Consider the following 18,220-nt stretch of genomic DNA (forward strand, 5'->3'; position numbering starts at 1 on the left):
TCGAATTCCACTCCCCCGAAGAGGCCGGTCCGCCCGGACTGCGTGGGACGCGGCCCGCCGTGTTGTGGTCAGCGTTTGATGCGGCCGCGGACAGCGAGTGCGGCGAAGCCGAGGAGGACGGGTTCAGTGAGGCGAGAGGCCATTTCGGTGTAGGTACCGGTGGTAGTGAGGTCCTGGCCGGAGGAGCGGAAGATCACGGAGTTGACGACGACGCGCAGGCTCTTCTCGAACCGGCGGCCGGTGAGCCGGTCCGCAGTCGGTCCGGTGGGGTTCTGCGGGTCCGGGCTGCCGGTGGTCATGGTGATGCGCCGTCCGGTGAGGGTGCCGGTGCTCAGCGAGGGTGTGTCGCGCTGCGGCAGCCCCCACAGCATCATCACCAGCATCGTGAGCGTGACGGCGAGCAGGAGCCAACCCAGGGCGCGGGTGGCGCGCAGCCCGTATCCGGACAATGCCCAGTACGCGGTCAGCAGGCCGCGCTCCGCTGGCGCGGTGCGGGGGTCGGCGCGGCGCATCTCCATCTCGCCGTAGTAGAAGTCGGCAGCTCCCGGTGCGTTGCCGGCGTCCTCGTAGGACTTGCGCAAAGCCCGATAGACCGCGGCCAGAGCCCGCGGCTGCACCACGCTCCCGGCATGCGCGGGCGGCTGCCATCCGGCGACCGCATCGGGGAGGCTGTGGCGCCACTGGTGCTCCTCAGCCAACGTGCTGCGCCGGGTGTACCGCACGAACGGCCTTCGGACGGAGCTGTGGATGCCCGCCGGTGTCCCGGCGAACCGGCAGTCTCCCTCCAGCCGCAACTGGTCCAGGTGGACCGTCCCAGCGAACCGGCACCTGCTCAGGTCGAGATCGGTCAGCATGAACTGCGCGGCGTCGACCCCACGCAACGAAGTCACCCGCACCTGATCCGTCGGCAGCTCCCAGGCAAGTACGGCCTCGGCCGGGGAGAAGTTAGTGTCGACCAGGGAGCCGGGGCGAGCGGCGACGGTGACGGGGTACTCGGCCAGCGAATCGGACAGGTCTACATCGGCGTATCGCAGCCATACCGTGGCCTGTTGCGTCCACCGGGCCCCCCGGAAGTCCACTGTTTTTGCCGCGACTTGCACGGTCACCGCCGTCCCGAACGTCGCACCTCGGAACCCGGCTGTACCCCTACACACAAGCGGCCCTAGCTCCGGCGCCCCAGCGAAGGTGGGCGACGCAAAGTTGGCGTCCCCGGCGACGTACGCCCCGGCGAACCATGCAGCGCTGGAGAATGCGGCCAACTTGAAACCGGCGTCCTCCGCGAAGGCCGCGCTACCGAACGCGGCACTTCCAGCGAAGGTCGCATTGTCAAAATCAGCATAATAGGCGAAATTTGCCTTGCGGAAACTGGCGTCCCCAGAGAAGGTAGCCGAGGTGAAATTAGCCCACCTGGCGAATTTCGCTGTGGTGAAATCGGAATTCTCGGCGAAGGTCGCGCCCTCGAAATCGGCATCCTCTCCGAAAGTCGCCAAACTAAACTCCGCATATCCATTAAATGTCGCGCCGGTGAATTCCGCCTGCCCGGAGAAGGTCGCCGCGCCGAACGACACGTACGTGGTGAAGGTCACTTCTTCGAACCAGGCGTCCCCGGCGAAGGTCACCTCACTGAACTTGGCATGGCCTACAATCGGTTGACCACTTGTTGGATCGTTCATGGCGATCAGGATTCGATCGAGGAGAGTCCCGTCGAGGGTGGTACCCCGTAAATCCAGGTCCGCTCCGGGTGACAGCGACGCAAGGTACGCCGCCTCTTCGGCGGCGTCCGCGTGGGCAAGGCACCGGCCGGAGGCGGACGTGGCGACGGTGATCGCCATGCACCCCGCGAAGGGGTCTCCCGGGAGGGCGCCTTGCCCGCAGTGGGCCCACGAAGGGGCGGCAGTCGTCATATCACGGTCCTAACGCGCCCCAGCCCAGCATCCGGCGCCCATGACCGAACCGTTACGACACCGGCAACATCCAGGGACAGCCTCAAGCCCAACCGTGAAACGCGCAGCGCGCAGCTTCACAACAATGCCAATGCCAATGCCGGTGCCGGTGCCGGACGGGCCCGCGCATAGCGTGGGATCTCCGGTTGGCCAAACCGGCGATCCCACAGATGATGGACACTCCACCGCCATCCACCATCCGTACGTCGAGAGGCACCGACACGACGACCTGCTCATCCGAACGCGCGACTCAACTACGCGCCGAACACCTCTCGTTCATGCCGCAACATAGCCCAACCGAAAGAGGTCTTTGGCGCGCGCCAAGTCCTCCCCCGTCCGCAGCTGCACCTCCAGGTCGCCCGTCCCATGGTGGCCGAGCCCGGACACATCACGGGTGAAACCCGGAACAAGGTCAACAGCCTGCGGGTCCACCTTGAGGTAGAGCAGCAACTTGCTGCGCTGAGGTGGACAGAGGCAGGCGAAGTTCCGAAGCCGCCGGTACGCACGATACTGCGCGCGCTCGATACGGTGCACCCCCTCCCCGAGTCCGAGCAGCACCTCGTCGACCGCACTCGCCAACTCCACCATCGAATTGCTCTTGACGTCGACGCTCGCCGCGACAACTGCACGGCGGCGCGGCCGTCGCGATGTCTGCGCTCCACCATTCCCGGTCGCCACCGTCTCGAGCCCGAGCAGGTCACCGCCGAACAGCCTGTACCGGACCAGGTCGATCGACCGCCGGTGCTCACGAACGGCATGAGCGTCGTAGCGGGTGAAGTCGCCGGCCACACAGATCAGCCGAGGCACGCTCCACAGAATCTGGGACGCGGTCGTCGCCCCGAGCCGGTCTCGGACCAGGCTCCGGAAGGCATCCTTGTGGCTCATCAACCAGGCCATGTAGAAGAGGCCCTGGTTGATGACCCCGGCATCCGTGCCCCGCTTGTACTCCACGATCACGGGCGAACCGTTCTCGTCGAGACCCAGCGAGTCGATCCGCCCGCTGTCAGCGCAGTCGATCACGTACTCGCTCGCGAGGAACGTGACGCCCAGCATCGCCTCCATGTGCGCCTCGACGAGTCCCTGCACATCCGCCTCGACCGCAGCAAGACGCGGCATGACCTCGGTCACGCCGCTATTCGTCGTACGGAACAGTTTCAGGCCCGACACCTTCCCCTCCTCGGCTAGGAGATCAACAACGTCGGGCGGGTGCAGATTTGTTTCCGCAATGGGTCGTGAGCCTGTGACGAACGCGCGTGAGCATCCCCTTCCGTCCAGCCACCCCGCGCACCGGTCAGATCACCAACCGAAATCCAGCACGGGCACCCCCGTCCCATCCCAGCACGATCCCAGCACGGTACGGATGAACAGGGGTGATGACAGGTGACGAGGGGTCAGCCATCCCAGCACCATCCCAGCACGGGAAAAAGCTAGGGGCCCACCCCCTCAGAGGTGGACCCCTTCCGACCTGCATGTTTGCCAGATCAGCGACGTGGTGATATGTCAGCCGCTACACGTTGAAGCGGAACTCCACGACGTCGCCGTCCTGCATGATGTAGTCCTTGCCCTCCATGCGGGCCTTGCCCTTCGCACGGGCTTCGGCGACGGAGCCGGTGGCGACGAGGTCGTCGAAGGAGATGACCTCGGCCTTGATGAAGCCCTTCTGGAAGTCGGTGTGGATGACACCGGCGGCCTCGGGGGCGGTGGCGCCGCGCTTGATGGTCCAGGCGCGGGACTCCTTGGGGCCGGCCGTGAGGTAGGTCTGGAGCCCGAGGGTGTTGAAGCCGACGCGCGCGAGGGTGGCGAGCCCGGGCTCGTCCTGGCCGACGGACTGGAGGAGTTCGAGGGCCTCGGCGTCGTCGAGCTCGGCGAGGTCCGCTTCGAGCTTCGCGTTGAGGAAGATCGCCTCGGCCGGGGCGATGAGCGCGCGCTGCTCGTCCTTGAACGCCTCGTCGGTCAGCTCGTCCTCGTCGACGTTGAAGACGTAGAGGAACGGCTTCGTGGTGAGCAGGTGCAGTTCGTGCAGCAGGGCGCCCTGCTCGGTGCCCTTGGTGATGCCGTGCGAGAAGAGGGTGTCCCCGGCGGCGAGGATCGTCTGCGCGGCCTCTGCCGCGGCCAGCACCTTCGCCTTGTCCTTCTGCATCCGCGACTCCTTGGCCAGGCGCGGGATCGCCTTCTCCACGGACTGCAGGTCGGCGAGGATCAGCTCGGTGTTGATCGTCTCGATGTCGTCCCGGGGCGAGACCTTGCCGTCCACGTGGACCACGTTCTCGTCCTTGAAGGCGCGGATGACCTGGCAGATCGCGTCGGACTCCCGGATGTTCGCGAGGAACTTGTTGCCCAGGCCCTCGCCCTCGGAGGCGCCGCGGACGATGCCGGCGATGTCGACGAAGTCCACGGTCGCGGGCAGCGTACGGGCCGAGCTGAAGATCTCGGCGAGCTTGTCCAGCCGCGGGTCGGGCACCCCGACCACACCCACGTTCGGCTCGATGGTGGCGAACGGGTAGTTGGCCGCCAGCACGTCGTTCTTGGTCAGGGCGTTGAAGAGCGTCGACTTGCCGACGTTGGGCAGGCCGACGATTCCGATGGAGAGCGACACGTGACGTCTTCCCGTGGCAGGAGGTGGGAGCTGGCGCCGACCAGTCTACGGGCCGCCGCCCCGCCCCCGGCCCCGCCCGCATCGCAGCACGCTCCCGCCGCCCGCATCGCAGCACACCCCCACCCCCCGCTCCGCGAGCCGGCCGTCCACCCCGCAGTGCCCGCCACCCCCACCCCTCACTCGAACGGGCCACTTCGAACAGAGGGCCCAGGCGAGCGAATCCGCGTGTCCCGGGCGCGCGCCGCCCTCGCCACGCGCCTACGTTGAGTAGGTGGAGCAACACACAGCGCGTACGAGCATGACCGCCCGCACCGTCCCCACCGCGCCGGCGGCCCCCGCGAACACCCGCACCGCGGCCCCCCGCACCGCGAACCGCCCGACCCCGAACCCGAACCAGCGCCCGAACCAGCGCCCCGGCAAGGCCCCCGCCAGACCCCCCGGCAAGCCCCCGGCCGGCACCTCCAGCGCCGCCCTCCTCACCGCGGCCACCCAACGCCTGCGCGCCCTGCCCCGCCCCCGTCCCCGCCTCACGGGCCTGGGCACCGGCGCCCTGACCACCGTGGTGACCGTGCTGGCCGGGGCCGCCGACGCCTTCCTCTTCGACGGCCCCGGCACCTTCTTCGGGCTGGTGTTCGTCGCCGTGTGCATCGCCGCCGCACTGTACGTACGGCCGTACGACCTGGTGGCGGCGCCGGTGGCGGCGCCCATCGCGTTCGCCGCCGCCGTCACCCTGACGGCCGACGGGGGCGACGGGAGCCTCGTCGGGCACCTGGTGGGGGTCTTCACCGGCCTGGCCATGATGACCGGCTGGCTCTACACCGGCACGGTGCTGGCCGCCGCGATCGTGGCGGTCAGAGCTTTGCGGCAGCCATCGCCGCGCCGACGATCCCGGCGTTGTTCTGGAGCTCCGCGGGGACGATCTCCGCGCTGATCCCGTGGATCAGCGGCAGGAACTTCTCCGGCTTGCGGCTGACCCCGCCGCCGATCACGAACAGGTCGGGTGAGAAGAGCATCTCCACGTGCGCGAGGTACTTCTTCAGCCGCCGCGCCCAGTGCTCCCAGCTCAGGTCCTCGTCCTCGCGGGCCTTGACCGACGCGCGCTTCTCCGCGTCGTGGCCGTGCAGTTCGAGGTGGCCCAGCTCCGTGTTGGGCACCAGGTGGCCGTCGACGAACAGGGCGCTGCCGATCCCGGTGCCCAAGGTGAGCAGCATGACGGTGCCGCCGCGGCCCCGCCCGGCCCCGAAGGTCATCTCGGCGACCCCGGCGGCGTCCGCGTCGTTGAGGATGACCACGGGCCGGCCGAGCCGCTCGCTGAGCAGCTTGCGCGCGTCCACGCCCACCCAGCCGCTGTCCACGTTGGCGGCGGTGCGGGTCACACCGTCGACCACGACACCGGGGAAGGTGACGCCGAGCGGCCCGGAGTGGCCGAAGTGGCCGACCACCTCGGCCACCCCGTCGATGACGCTCTCCGGCGTCGCCGGGTGCGGGGTCAGCACCTTGAACCGCTCTTCCGCGAGCTCGCCCCGGTCGAGATCGACCGGAGCGCCCTTGATACCCGTACCGCCGATGTCCACACCGAACATGTTCATGGCCCCCAGGTTAAAGGTGGGTGGAATCGCTCACCTCTTGGCCGATGCCCGCTCAGCGGCCTCCGCACGCAGATCCCGGCGCAGTTCCTTGGGCAGGGAGAACTGAATGGACTCCTTCGCGGAGGTCACCACCGACACGTCGTCGAAGCCGCGCGCGGCCAGCCACTCCAGCACCCCGTCCACCAGGACCTCCGGCACGGACGCGCCCGAGGTGACGCCGACGGTGCGCACGCCCTCCAGCCAGGCGTCCTCGCACTCCTCGGCGAAGTCCACCAGGTAGGACGCGCCGGCCCCGGCCTGGAGGGCGACCTCCACCAGCCGGATGGAGTTGGAGGAGTTGCGGGAGCCGACCACGATCACCAGGTCGGCCTCGGCGGCGATCTGCTTCACCGCGACCTGGCGGTTCTGCGTGGCGTAGCAGATGTCGTCGCTCGGCGGCGAGACCAGCTTCGGGAAGCGCTCCTGGAGGGCGTCGACGGTCTCCATGGTCTCGTCGACCGACAGCGTGGTCTGGGAGAGCCAGACCACCTTGGACTCGTCGCGCACCTTGACCTTCGCCGCGTCGGCGGGGCCGTCGACCAGGTGCATGCGCTCGGGGGCCTCGCCCATGGTGCCGACGACCTCTTCGTGGCCCTCGTGGCCGATGAGCAGGATGTCGTAGTCCTCGCCGGCGTACCGGACCGCTTCCTTGTGCACCTTGGTGACCAGCGGGCAGGTGGCGTCGATGGAGGCGAGGCTGCGCTCGGCGGCCTCCTCGTGCACGACCGGGGCCACACCGTGGGCGGAGAAGATCACGATCGCGTTCTCCGGCACCTCCTCCGTCTCGTCGACGAAGACGGCGCCCTTCTTCTCCAGGGTCTGGACCACGTGTTTGTTGTGCACGATCTGCTTGCGGACGTAGATCGGGGCGCCGTACTGCTCCAGCGCCTTCTCGACGGTGACGACGGCGCGGTCCACACCCGCGCAGTACCCGCGGGGGGCGGCAAGAAGGACACGGCGGGCGGAGTCAGAGGTCATGCCGTCCATCGTACGGGGCCGCTCCCGACGCGGGGCGGGGTGTCGGCGGGGCGCATTAGGGTGCCGTCATGGCTCTGAACACCTCGGCGGAAGCGCCGATTCCGGTCGGCGAGGTGTCGCGGCTGATCGGCGGCTGGATCGACCGGCTCGGGGCGGTGTGGGTGGAGGGCCAGATCACGCAGCTCTCCCGCCGCCCGGGCGCCGGGGTGGTGTTCCTGACGCTGCGCGACCCCTCGCACGACACGTCGATCTCCGTGACCTGCTACCGCGCGGTGTACGAGCAGGTGGCCGACGTGGTCGGCGAGGGCGCGCGGGTCGTGGTGCACGCCCGGCCGGAGTGGTACGGGCCGCGGGGCACCCTGTCGCTGCGGGCGGCCGAGATCCGGCCGGTCGGGATGGGTGAACTGCTGGCGCGGCTGGAGCAGTTGAAGAAGGCGCTGGCCGCCGAGGGGCTGTTCGCGGCCGACCGCAAGCGCCCGCTGCCGTTCCTGCCCGGGCTGATCGGCCTGGTCACCGGGCGGGCGTCGGCCGCCGAGCGGGACGTACGGGAGAACGCGCGGCTGCGCTGGCCCGCCGTCCGCTTCGAGGTGCGCAACGTGCCGGTGCAGGGCGCCACCGCGGTGCCCCGGGTGATCGAGGCCGTGCAGCAGCTGGACGACCACCCGGAGGTGGACGTCATCGTGGTGGCCCGCGGCGGCGGCAGCGTGGAGGATCTGCTGCCCTTCTCCGACGAGCGGCTGGTCCGGGCGGTCGCCTCCTGCGGCACCCCGGTGGTCTCCGCGATCGGCCACGAACCGGACACCCCGCTGCTCGACCTCGTCGCCGACCTGCGCGCCTCCACCCCGACCGACGCCGCCAAGCGCATCGTGCCGGACGTGCGCGAGGAACTGGCCCGCGTCCAGCTGGTACGGGACCGGGCGCTGCGGGTGGTGCGCGGCATCCTCGACCGGGAGGAGCGCGGCCTGGCCGCGGCGCTCAGCCGCCCCGCCCTCGCGCAGCCCTACCGCATGGTCGAGCAGCGCGAGGCGGAGGTCGCCGACCGCGCCGACCGCGCCCGGCGCACCCTCGGGCACCTCCTGGACCGCGCCGACGCCGACCTGACCCACACCCTGGCCCGTGTCGTCGCCCTCTCCCCCGCCGCCACCCTGCGCCGCGGCTACGCGGTCCTCCAGCGCCCGGACGGCACCGCGGTCCGCGCCCCGGCCGACGTCACCCCGGGTGACCCCCTGCGCGCCCGCGTCGCGGAGGGCGACTTCACCGTACGGGTCGAAGCGGCGGGAGAAGCAGCCCGGGAAGCCGGGGAAGCCGGGGAGGAGGGCACGGGATGAAGGACGAGCGGGAGTTCTACGAGGTGGCGGGGGTGGAGTGGCGGGCCGATCCCGGGGCGGCCGGGGTGGCCGAGCGGCGGCTGTCGGCCGGGGCGGACCCGGCGGTCGAGCAGACGCGGCTGGCGCGGTGGGAGCCGGGGCTGGACACCTCGGCCGCCGGCGTGATCCGGCACGCGTACTACGAGGAGGTGTACCTGCTGGAGGGCGAGTTGGAGGACCTCACGCTCGGCCGGGTCTTCACCGCCGGGTCCTACGCCTCCCGGCCGCCGGGGATGCCGCACGGCCCGTACCGCACCCGGACCGGGTGCGTGATGCTGGAGATCCGCACCCCGGCGTGACCGGGGGTGTCCGAGGTACGCCCTAGGCTTGCGGGTATGGCTGACCAGGATTCCGGCGCCGTCCTCGGCTACGAGCAGGCGCGCGACGAACTCATCGACGTGGTGCGCCGCCTGGAGGCGGGCGGTGCCACCTTGGAGGAGTCGCTCGCGCTGTGGGAGCGGGGCGAGGAGCTGGCCAAGGTCTGCCGGCGCTGGCTGGAGGGCGCCCGGGCCCGCCTTGACGCGGCGCTGGCGGCGGAGGAGGCCGAGGAGGCGGACGGCCCCGGCGCCGAGTAGCCGGACGAGCCGGGGGCAGAGCCGTACGGCTACGGCTACGGCTTGAGGGACGCGGCGAAGCTCTGGAGCCTGCTGGTCGGGGCGGTGCCGAGCACCACCGTGGTGACCCCGCCCTGCTCGCGGACGAGCGCGTCGTAGCGGCCGCCGGTCCAGCGCTGCCAGGCCACGCCGTTGACGGGCAGCGTGTGCCCGGTGTCGCGGTGGCCGTTGATCGTGACCTGGGTGATGAAGTCGGCCGGGTCGCCGTTGGTCTGCTCCAGGGCGACGTACTGCTGGTCGGGGTCGACGAAGCCGACGTGCCAGGTGACGTTCTTCGGGTCGCTGCCGGAGTACGTCACCGACGTCGCGTTCCACTTCGCGCCGAGCCCGGTGGGGCCGGCGACCGGGAAGGGCGCGTCCCGGCGGGCCTGCTGCAACTCCACAGTGTACCCGACGCTCTCGGTCTTCACCGGGGTGGCCTTCGAGTCGTGCGGAATGAACAGGTAGATCAGGTAGACCGCCACGCCGAGCACCAGCATCGACAGGATCAGGTCCCGCACCGTCTTGTTGCCACCACGCTTGTCCGCTGCCACGCGCCCTATCGTCCCTCATCCACGTTTGCGCTCCGTCCGCCGGGTACCCGCAAAGCAGTGCCCGCTCATGTGACATGCCCCCTGCTCAGATTCGCAGTTCACCCGATAGGGTCGCACTACCCTCATTTTCCGGCCGTCCTCGTACAGAAAGGTGCGCGTGATGACCGAACAGCACTTGCCTCCGCAACTCGAAGTGAGCCCGGAGGCGCCCGACCGCAACCTTGCCCTCGAACTCGTCCGGGTCACGGAGGCCGCCGCGCTGGCCTCGGCCCGCTGGGTGGGCCGGGGCGACAAGAACGGCGCGGACGGCGCCGCCGTGCGCGCCATGCGCACCCTCGTGCACACCGTGTCGATGAACGGCGTGGTCGTCATCGGCGAGGGCGAGAAGGACGAGGCGCCGATGCTCTACAACGGCGAGCGGATCGGCGACGGCACCGGTGCGGAGTGCGACGTCGCCGTGGACCCGGTGGACGGCACCACGCTGACCGCCAAGGGCATGCCGAACGCCGTGTCGGTGCTCGCCGCGGCGGACCGCGGCACCATGTACGACCCCTCGGCGGTCTTCTACATGGACAAGCTGGTGGCGGGCCCGGAGGCGGCCGAGTTCGTGGACATCACGGCGCCGCCGGCGGTCAACATCCGCCGGGTGGCGAAGGCGAAGGGCATCGCCGTGGAGAACGTGACGGTCGTGGTGCTCGACCGGCCGCGCCACGACGAACTGGCCCGGCAGATCCGGGAGACCGGCGCGCGGATCAAGTTCATCGCGGACGGCGACGTGGCGGGCGCGATCATGGCCGCCCGCGAGGGCACCGGCGTGGACCTGCTGCTGGGCATCGGCGGCACCCCGGAGGGCATCATCACCGCGTGCGCGATGGCCTGCATGGGCGGCACCATCCAGGGCAGGCTGTGGCCCAAGGACGACGCCGAGCGGCGCAAGGCACTGGACGCGGGCCACGACCTCGACCGCGTCCTGCACACCGCGGACCTGGTCAGCGGCGACAACGTGTTCTTCGTGGCGACCGGCATCACCGACGGCGAACTGCTGAACGGCGTGCGCTACCGCGCGGAGACGGCCACCACCTCGTCGCTGGTGATGCGGTCGAAGTCCGGCACGATCCGGCAGATCGACTCGGTGCACCGGCTGTCGAAGCTGCGGGCGTACAGCGCGATCGACTTCGACCGCGCGAACTGAGGCCCCCCGCGCACCGGTCGGCCCCCTTGACGGGCTGGTAGGCGCCCGCCCCGCTCCCGCCGGGCCGGGCGGGCGCCCCCTGGGCGGCGGGGCGCGTTCTGCGCACCCTTCACCGCCGGTGCGCGGCGCGGTAGGTTGCGTCCTCGCCGGGGGGCGCTCGCGTGGCGAGTCCGCTGTGACGCGCGACGCGGTGCATCCGCCCGCCGGACCGACCGCGACGGAGGGGCGTGACGATGAAACGTGCGAGCGGGGACGGAAGAGCAGCGGGGACGGGCCGGCAGCGGACCGGCAGGTGGCGGTTGGCCGGGCGCGTCACAGCGGCGGGCGCCGCGATCCTGGCGCTGGGCGCCGTGTCGCTGGCCGGCGCGGGCCCGGCGAGCGCGTCGCCGGGGACGCCGGGCAAGGCGGTGCGCGCCTCGTCCACGGCAGCGGCGAAACTCGAACTGACGGTGCACCGCGTGTCGGACGCCAGCCAGCAGGCGATGGACGACACCTTCGCCAACAGCAGCATCGATGCCATCGCGAACTCGGTGAACCACCACCTGCACGCCGTCAGCGGCTCCTCGTGCACCGCCGACGAGCGGGCCACCGTGCCGCTGGACCCGACGACGGGCAGCGCCTACTGCTGGGACGCGGGCGACGCCGGCACGCAGAACTGGTCGCCGCAGGGCATGACCTCGTCCGGTGACGCCGACGCCGACGGCATGTGGGGCACCGACCGCGTGCTGCTCTCCGGCTGGGCCAGCGCGCCCCACACCACCGCGATGGGCCGCATCGCCGTCATCAACGACACCGAGGGCTCGGCGAACAGGTTCGGCTACCGGTGGGTGCTGCCGGTGATCCCGACGTCCGGCGGCACCGACTTCGCGCGCTTCGGCTCACACATGGGCGGCATGGTGTGGTGGGGCGACAAACTCCTGGTCACCGCATCGCTCGACGGCGACGCCCACCACAACGCGATCTACGTGTTCTCGACCAAGCACATCTACCGGGCCACCACGAACGCCTCCTGGATCGGGCACCGCGGCAGCGAGGTGTCGGCCCACGGCTACCAGTACTTCTGGCCGGCCATCGGGTCGTACAGCGTCACGTCGTCCTGCACCTACGACGACCACAGCGCCGACCGGCTGCCCTGTTTCGACGGCCTGTCCATGGACCGGTCGCAGAACCCGTACACACTGGTCGCCAACGAGTGGGTGAGCTCGGGCCTGACCGGGGTGACGTCCCGCATCTGGCGGTACAAGCTCGCGCCGACCAGCCGCCTCATGCCGATCGCGGTGAACAGCGCCGGCCATGCCGACCCGATCGACGTGTACGACACGGACATCGTCGGCATGCAGGGCACGCTGAACCGCACCGAGGACGGGGAGCGCGTCGTGTACACCGCCGACTCCCTGGGCAGCCCCGGGGTGCACGGCATCCCGTGGCGGGTCCCGCTGCCCGGCAGCGGCACGCAGACCGCGGCGAACGCCACCACCTCCACCGGCGGCAGCACCGGCGCCCAGCACACCTGGGCCCAGCACTCGGAGGGGATGACCTTCATGGCCGACCTCGACCAGGTGTGGGCGCAGACCGAATGGGCCGCAGGGCCCAACGGCGAGTACCCGACCAGCGGCACGGTACTGCGGCAGCGGATCGTGTTCGCCGTCCCGATGGGCGACCTGCGGTCCTCACTGACGTCCTGACGGCGCCTGACGTCCCGACGGCCGACGGCGTCCGGGCGGCGTCCTGACGGCGTCCTGACGGCGTCCTGACGGCCTCCGATCGCCGCCGCGCGGCTCAGCCCGCGGCGGCGATCGGCGGGGCCGCGTGCTGGAGCTCCACCTCGCGGCGCCGCCGCCGGGCGAGTACCACCCGGCGCTCGGCCGCGGTCATGCCGCCCCACACCCCGTACGGCTCCGGCTGGAGGATGGCGTGCTCGCGGCACTCCAGCATCACCGGGCAGCGCGCGCAGACCCGCTTGGCGGCCTCCTCACGCGACAGCCGGGCCGCCGTCGGCTCCTTCGACGGGGCGAAGAACAGCCCCGCCTCGTCGCTCCGGCAGGCGGCCTCCGAGTGCCAGGGACCACCGAGATCCCGCGGATGTCCGAGCGGGAGCGTGGGGTCCGTGGCGGGCTCGATCGGTTGAAGCACGGGAAACTCCTGACGACGGCTTGGGGCCCCAAGGCGCGGAACTGGGGGGATTGCCACGCTTGCCCGTCACCACCCGGCGCCCGGGCGGTGCTGGGCGAGCAGCCGTGCGGCGGCGTGCCGTTCCCCTACCCGCTGTGCGCGACTTCATGCGCACCGTGTTCGTTCCCGCGTACGACCGTCGCTCCGGCGTACGCCGTATCGGACGCCCGGCCGGCGCGCCGCGGGCGGCCGTCGGGCCCCGGCGCGCCCCGCTCACGTCAGGCGCTGAGCCGCTTCTTCGTCCAGTCGACGACGGTCTTGCCGCGCTTGGCCTTGGCCTCCACCCCGCCCCAGAACGCGACGCCGGTGACCCGTACCGACGGCGCCTGCGGGTCGGGCGACTCGAAGGCGCGTACGTCGGCGCCGCCCATGACGCCGATCACACCGCTGCCGTGCAACGTGACGTTCTCCGGCACCCTGATGCTGATGCCGCCCATCACCGCGGTGCAGTGGATGACCAGTTCGGGCGCGGTGAAGGTGGCCTCGGTCAGGTCGATCTCCACGCCACCCATGACCGCGACCGCGGTGATCCGGCTGCCGACCCGCCAGCGCCCCTTGCGTTCCGCGCCGCTCAGCACGGCCACGAGGTTGGGGTTCTCGCCGGTCGGGCCGACCGCGTACGGACGGGCCGCGGGGGCGGGGGCGGATGTGTTCCCGGCGGGCAGATCCCGTACCAGCGGCTCCAGTTCGCCCATCGTCTTGGCGGCGTAGACCCGGTCCAGCCGCTCGGAGTGCTCGGACGCGTCGAGCCGGCCCTCGGCGAGGGCCTCGCGCAGGATGTCGGCGAAACGGTCACGGTCGGCGTCGGAGGCGCGCAGGGTCCCTGCGGGTGGCTGGGGGGAGGGTTGCGCGGGTGCGGGCGCGGGGGGCTGGGCGGACGGTTGCGCGGGCGGCTGGGCGGACGGTTGCGCGAGGTCCGCCGCGGGCTCGGTCACGGGCGCCGCCGCGGGTTCTGCCGCGGGCGGTGGGGGCTTCTGGAGCGGCGATTCGTCCACCCCGCCACGGTACACAGACGCGATAGATCGCGACTACCCCGAAGACCCCTGAACGCTCCCCTAGGGGGCGGCCCCGGCGCCCCCCGGGAAGGGCCGCGGCGGGGGGATCTACTCTGAATACGCTTCAGCGTCGACGCAGCCTGTGAGGATGCCGCAATGCCCGAGTTCACGTACACGGATCTGCTTCCGCTCGGTGCGGACCCCACGTCGTACCGCCTGGTCACCGCCGAGGGAGTCAGCACCTTCGAGGCGGACGGCCGCACCTTCCTGAAGGTCGAACCGGAGGCGCTGCGCCGGCTCGCGGCCGAGGCCATGCACGACATCTCGCACTACCTGCGCCCGACCCACCTCGCCCAGCTGCGCCGCATCCTGGACGACCCCCAGGCCAGCCCGAACGACCGCTTCGTGGCCCTGGACCTGCTGAAGAACGCGAACATCGCCGCGGCCGGGGTCCTCCCGATGTGCCAGGACACCGGCACCGCGATCGTGATGGGCAAGCGCGGCCAGCAGGTGCTGACCGAGGGCGGCGACGAGGAAGCCCTCTCCCGGGGCATCTACGACGCGTACACCAAGCTCAACCTGCGCTACTCCCAGATGGCGCCGCTGACCATGTGGGACGAGAAGAACACCGGCTCCAACCTGCCGGCCCAGATCGAGCTGTACGCCACCGACGGCGGCGCGTACAAGTTCCTCTTCATGGCGAAGGGCGGCGGCAGCGCCAACAAGTCCTTCCTCTACCAGGAGACGAAGGCGGTCCTCAACGAGGCGTCGATGATGCGCTTCCTGGAGGAGAAGATCCGCTCGCTCGGCACCGCCGCCTGCCCGCCCTACCACCTGGCGATCGTGGTCGGCGGCACCAGCGCGGAGTTCGCGCTCAAGACCGCGAAGTACGCCTCGGCGCACTACCTGGACGAGCTGCCGGAGTCCGGGTCGCCGGCCGGGCACGGCTTCCGCGACAAGGAGCTGGAGCAGCAGGTCTTCGAGCTGACCCAGAAGATCGGGATCGGGGCGCAGTTCGGCGGGAAGTACTTCTGCCACGACGTGCGCGTGGTGCGGCTGCCGCGGCACGGCGCGTCCTGCCCGGTGGCGATCGCGGTGTCCTGCTCGGCCGACCGGCAGGCGCTGGCGAAGATCACCGCGGAGGGCGTCTTCCTGGAGCAGCTGGAGACCGACCCGGCGCGCTTCCTGCCGGAGACCACCGACGAGCACCTCGACGACGACGTGGTGCGCATCGACCTCAACCGGCCGATGGACGAGATCCGCGCCGAGCTGACCAAGTACCCGGTCAAGACCCGGCTGTCGCTGTCCGGGCCGCTGGTCGTCGCGCGCGATATCGCGCACGCCAAGATCAAGGAGCGGCTGGACGCGGGCGAGGAGATGCCGCAGTACCTGCGCGACCACGCGGTGTACTACGCCGGTCCGGCCAAGACGCCCGAGGGGTACGCCTCCGGGTCCTTCGGGCCCACCACGGCGGGCCGGATGGACGCCTACGTCGAGCAGTTCCAGGCGGCCGGCGGCTCGTTCGTCATGCTCGCGAAGGGCAACCGCTCGCAGCAGGTCACCAACGCGTGCGCCGCGCACGGCGGGTTCTACCTCGGCTCCATCGGGGGACCTGCGGCGCGGCTGGCGCAGGACTGCATCAAGAAGGTCGACGTCCTGGAGTACGCCGAGCTGGGCATGGAAGCGGTCTGGAAGATCGAGGTCGAGGACTTCCCGGCGTTCGTCGTCGTGGACGACAAGGGCAACGACTTCTTCCAGGACCCGGCCCCCTCCCCCACCTTCACCTCCATCCCGGTCCGCCCGGGCGCCTGAGTCGGATCTGGCGCGGGGTCCCGGGGGCGAGACGGGCCCGGGGTCAGGGCGGGGCCGGGGGCGGGGCATCGCGGAGGAGTACGCCAGATGAGCATCATCCCCGGCCCCAGCAGCACCGCGTGGGTCAAGAGCAGCTACAGCGGCGGCGAGGGCGGCAACTGCCTCGAATGGGCCCCCGCCCTCGCCCCCCACGGCACCGTGCCCGTTCGCGACTCCAAGGACCCCCACGGCCCCACCCTCACCCCGGCCGCCTGGACCTCCTTCATCACCGCGGTCCGCACCGACGAACTCCCCACTGCCTGACCGCCATCCCCCGCAAGGAGAGACCCGCATGCTCGACGGCGTACTGATCGCGGAAAGCCTGCGGGTCGGCAGCGTCCTGGACGAGGTGCCCCTACGCCTCACCCGGATACGCCGCATCGAGGTGCCCGGCGCCGCACCCGCCCAGCCCCGCCACTGGACCCTCCTCGACTTCCAGGCCGAGGAGGCCCACGCCGAGCGCCTGGCAGCCGCCCTGTCGCGCTGCCTGGCGCCGACCGGCGGCTGGTACGCCAACTTCAACACCCCCACCGAGGCATACGTCGTCTTCCCCGACCGCGTCTTCCACTACCCCCGCGGCAACCCCGAAGCCCGCGCCGCAGCAGTCACCCACGCCCGCACCCTGGGCATCCCCACCCCCCAACTCGACTGGCAGGACTGACCCCCGGCGGCCCAACGCCAGCCCGCTCCAACGCGCCCCCATACCGGCGGCCTCACCACCCCGCCGACCGCATCGCCTCACTCCTCGCACACCGCGGCCGGCAGACCCCCAACAAGCGCCCGGCCGGCACAGAACGGGTGGAGAACGGCCTCGCCTCCACCCGCCGGACAGCCACCCACATCGAACCCGCCACCCTCACCCGTCACTTCACCACAATGCTCCGCCGAGCCAGCCAGCGCGCGATCCATTCGCTTCCGCCACTCGACAGCAACGCTGCTCCGGGAAGGGCGTCGAACTGGCCGTCACCAGGGAACCGTTGGACCACGCCCCCCATCGAAGCCACCATCACCGTCTACCTCCACGTCCGCTCCGCCCCCAGCGCGACGCCATCGCCCTCCTCGACCACACCCTCAGCAACCTCCCCGACGCCGCCGCCGAGCCCGACGACGACAAAGCCCCACCATTTCGTCCAGCCCCCGTCCGCCGACGTTGCCGTCAACTACTGAACTTGATTGGGCGATGTCGGGCTGTACCTCGGACTGCGAGCAGGTGGCCTCGGTAGTCCTGGTGCGGTGAGATATTCGCAGGGTGCTGGCTTGACCGACGCTGGGAGGGCTGCGCGGGAGCGTGTCCGGCTTCGGGCCGTGGCGTGCTTCGAGGGTGGGGAGAAGAACCGGGAGATCGCTGCCGCATTGAGGGTCTCGGAGCGGTCGGTGGAACGCTGGCGACGTCAGTGGCGCGAAAACGGATCCGCCGGGGTGGTCTCCAAGGGGTCACCTGGCCGACCCCGATTGTCCGGTGCGCAGATAGCCAGGCTGGAGCGAGAGTTGGAGCGCGGCCCGCTGGCACACGGCTGGACCGATCAGCGGTGGACCCTGGCCCGGGTGAAGACACTGATCGGCAGGTTGTTCCACGTCTCATACACAGTGGAGGGCAGCGTGGCGGTTGCTGCGGCGGAACGGCTGGTCGTGGCAGCAGCCAGCCCGCCGGGCGATCGAGCGTGACGACGATGCGGTGGAGCTGTGGAAGCGGGAGGTATGGCCGCGGGTAAGAGCACCGCGGCGGCGAACGGGGCCTGGGTGGTCTTCGAGGACGAGGCCGGCCAGTCGATGACGCCGCCGCGTGCCAGGACGTGGGGCCGCAGGGGCAGTACCCCGGTCGTCCGGGTGCGCGGACGGGGATCGGGCCGGGTGTCGATGGCGGGCATGACCTGCTATAAACCCGGCGAGCGTTCCCGGCTGATCTACGCGGTCCGGGAGTACCGGGGCCACAAGGATGAACCGAAGGGCTTCGGCTGGCGGGACTTCCGCGACCTGATCGTTCGAGCCCGCATCCAGCTCGGCGGCCCGATCGTGCTGGTTTGGGACAACGTCCGGCTCCATCTGACGGCGGGAATACGGGAGTTCATCGACACGAATGCCCGGGTGGCTCACCGTGTTCCAGTTGCCGACCAACGCACCCGACCGCAACCCGCAAGAGGGCATCTGGTCGCTGGTCAAGCGCGACATCGGCCACCTCGCCGCCGCCGACCTCACCCAGATCACCACAGCCGTCAAACGCCGACTCAAGACGATCCAGTACCGCTCTCACCTGGTCTATAGCTGCCTTGCCTACCGGGCTCACTCTGGACAGCTGACCGATGTCGCTCCTTCAAGCGCAGTAGCGACAAGACCTGACAGCACTGCGCTCC

At 70.7% G+C, this 18,220-nt stretch carries 17 protein-coding genes and 1 pseudogene; 10 read left to right on the forward strand and 8 right to left on the reverse strand.

What is annotated here, in order from left to right:
* Positions 1-68: 68 nt before the first annotated feature.
* From AC3EVP_RS00490 to ychF, 3 genes are all read right to left on the reverse strand, one after another.
* A complete protein-coding gene (locus tag AC3EVP_RS00490; protein ID WP_435124644.1) occupies positions 69-1,832 on the reverse strand; it encodes a pentapeptide repeat-containing protein in 1,764 nt (587 codons plus the stop codon).
* Positions 1,833-2,219: 387 nt separating this feature from the next.
* Complete coding sequence (locus AC3EVP_RS00495) at positions 2,220-3,110, reverse strand: DUF5655 domain-containing protein (RefSeq protein WP_435124647.1); 891 nt, start codon at positions 3,108-3,110, stop codon at positions 2,220-2,222.
* 340 nt (positions 3,111-3,450) lie between these two features.
* Positions 3,451-4,539, reverse strand: a complete 1,089-nt coding sequence (ychF, locus tag AC3EVP_RS00500) for a redox-regulated ATPase YchF (RefSeq protein WP_335980717.1) — start codon at positions 4,537-4,539, stop codon at positions 3,451-3,453.
* A gap of 271 nt (positions 4,540-4,810) precedes the next feature.
* Here ychF and AC3EVP_RS00505 point away from each other — a divergent pair, with 271 nt between their 5' ends.
* The gene (locus AC3EVP_RS00505; protein WP_435124651.1) at positions 4,811-5,470 is read left to right on the forward strand and encodes a DUF6542 domain-containing protein; all 660 of its coding nucleotides are present in this window, start codon (positions 4,811-4,813) and stop codon (positions 5,468-5,470) included.
* Here AC3EVP_RS00505 and ppgK read toward each other — a convergent pair.
* Together ppgK and AC3EVP_RS00515 are read right to left on the reverse strand one after the other, a co-directional pair.
* Positions 5,391-6,128, reverse strand: coding sequence for a polyphosphate--glucose phosphotransferase (ppgK, locus tag AC3EVP_RS00510; protein ID WP_335980722.1), 738 nt, complete (start codon positions 6,126-6,128; stop codon positions 5,391-5,393). The genes AC3EVP_RS00505 and ppgK overlap by 80 nt on opposite strands.
* A 30-nt stretch (positions 6,129-6,158) precedes the next feature.
* Positions 6,159-7,154: a 4-hydroxy-3-methylbut-2-enyl diphosphate reductase gene (locus tag AC3EVP_RS00515; protein ID WP_335980723.1), complete on the reverse strand. Its 996-nt coding sequence runs from the start codon at positions 7,152-7,154 to the stop codon at positions 6,159-6,161.
* A gap of 59 nt (positions 7,155-7,213) precedes the next feature.
* Between AC3EVP_RS00515 and xseA the strand changes: the two genes are divergently transcribed.
* From xseA to AC3EVP_RS00530, 3 genes are read left to right on the forward strand one after another with little or no spacing between them, the layout of a single operon-like run.
* Positions 7,214-8,473, forward strand: coding sequence for an exodeoxyribonuclease VII large subunit (gene xseA / locus AC3EVP_RS00520; protein ID WP_435124655.1), 1,260 nt, complete (start codon positions 7,214-7,216; stop codon positions 8,471-8,473).
* A complete protein-coding gene (locus tag AC3EVP_RS00525) occupies positions 8,470-8,811 on the forward strand; it encodes a cupin domain-containing protein (protein ID WP_335980727.1) in 342 nt (113 codons plus the stop codon). Before xseA ends, AC3EVP_RS00525 begins: the two co-directional genes overlap by 4 nt.
* 36 nt (positions 8,812-8,847) lie before the next feature.
* The gene (locus AC3EVP_RS00530) at positions 8,848-9,087 is read left to right on the forward strand and encodes an exodeoxyribonuclease VII small subunit (RefSeq protein WP_335980729.1); all 240 of its coding nucleotides are present in this window, start codon (positions 8,848-8,850) and stop codon (positions 9,085-9,087) included.
* Between the two features lie 35 nt (positions 9,088-9,122).
* Here the strand turns inward: AC3EVP_RS00530 and AC3EVP_RS00535 are convergent, their stop codons facing one another.
* Positions 9,123-9,659 carry a DUF4245 domain-containing protein gene (locus AC3EVP_RS00535; RefSeq protein WP_435124659.1) on the reverse strand — a complete coding sequence of 179 codons (537 nt, stop codon included), beginning with the start codon at positions 9,657-9,659 and terminating at the stop codon, positions 9,123-9,125.
* Positions 9,660-9,819: 160 nt separating this feature from the next.
* On the opposite strand from AC3EVP_RS00535, the gene glpX reads away from it, so the two are divergent.
* Both glpX and AC3EVP_RS00545 read left to right on the forward strand, forming a co-directional pair.
* Positions 9,820-10,851, forward strand: a complete 1,032-nt coding sequence (gene glpX, locus AC3EVP_RS00540) for a class II fructose-bisphosphatase (protein WP_335980733.1) — start codon at positions 9,820-9,822, stop codon at positions 10,849-10,851.
* 233 nt (positions 10,852-11,084) lie between these two features.
* Positions 11,085-12,536, forward strand: coding sequence for a hypothetical protein (locus tag AC3EVP_RS00545; RefSeq protein ID WP_435124663.1), 1,452 nt, complete (start codon positions 11,085-11,087; stop codon positions 12,534-12,536).
* Between the two features lie 94 nt (positions 12,537-12,630).
* On the opposite strand, the gene AC3EVP_RS00550 is transcribed toward AC3EVP_RS00545, so the two are convergent.
* Positions 12,631-12,984 carry a WhiB family transcriptional regulator gene (locus tag AC3EVP_RS00550; RefSeq protein ID WP_435124665.1) on the reverse strand — a complete coding sequence of 118 codons (354 nt, stop codon included), beginning with the start codon at positions 12,982-12,984 and terminating at the stop codon, positions 12,631-12,633.
* Positions 12,985-13,241: 257 nt separating this feature from the next.
* Positions 13,242-13,958, reverse strand: a complete 717-nt coding sequence (locus AC3EVP_RS00555) for a DUF1707 SHOCT-like domain-containing protein (RefSeq protein ID WP_435125542.1) — start codon at positions 13,956-13,958, stop codon at positions 13,242-13,244.
* A 216-nt stretch (positions 13,959-14,174) separates the two neighbouring features.
* Between AC3EVP_RS00555 and AC3EVP_RS00560 the strand changes: the two genes are divergently transcribed.
* From AC3EVP_RS00560 to AC3EVP_RS00575, 4 genes and pseudogenes are all read left to right on the forward strand, one after another.
* A complete protein-coding gene (locus tag AC3EVP_RS00560; RefSeq protein ID WP_435124667.1) occupies positions 14,175-15,830 on the forward strand; it encodes a fumarate hydratase in 1,656 nt (551 codons plus the stop codon).
* An 87-nt stretch (positions 15,831-15,917) separates the two neighbouring features.
* On the forward strand, positions 15,918-16,133 hold the full coding sequence (locus AC3EVP_RS00565) for a DUF397 domain-containing protein (protein ID WP_435124669.1): 216 nt from the start codon (positions 15,918-15,920) through the stop codon (positions 16,131-16,133).
* A 28-nt stretch (positions 16,134-16,161) separates the two neighbouring features.
* Positions 16,162-16,530, forward strand: a complete 369-nt coding sequence (locus AC3EVP_RS00570; RefSeq protein WP_435124672.1) for a hypothetical protein — start codon at positions 16,162-16,164, stop codon at positions 16,528-16,530.
* A 572-nt stretch (positions 16,531-17,102) separates the two neighbouring features.
* Positions 17,103-18,166: pseudogene (locus tag AC3EVP_RS00575) on the forward strand (IS630 family transposase).
* The last annotated feature ends 54 nt before the right edge of the window (positions 18,167-18,220 follow it).

The organism is Actinacidiphila sp. bgisy144 (assembly GCF_057708105.1).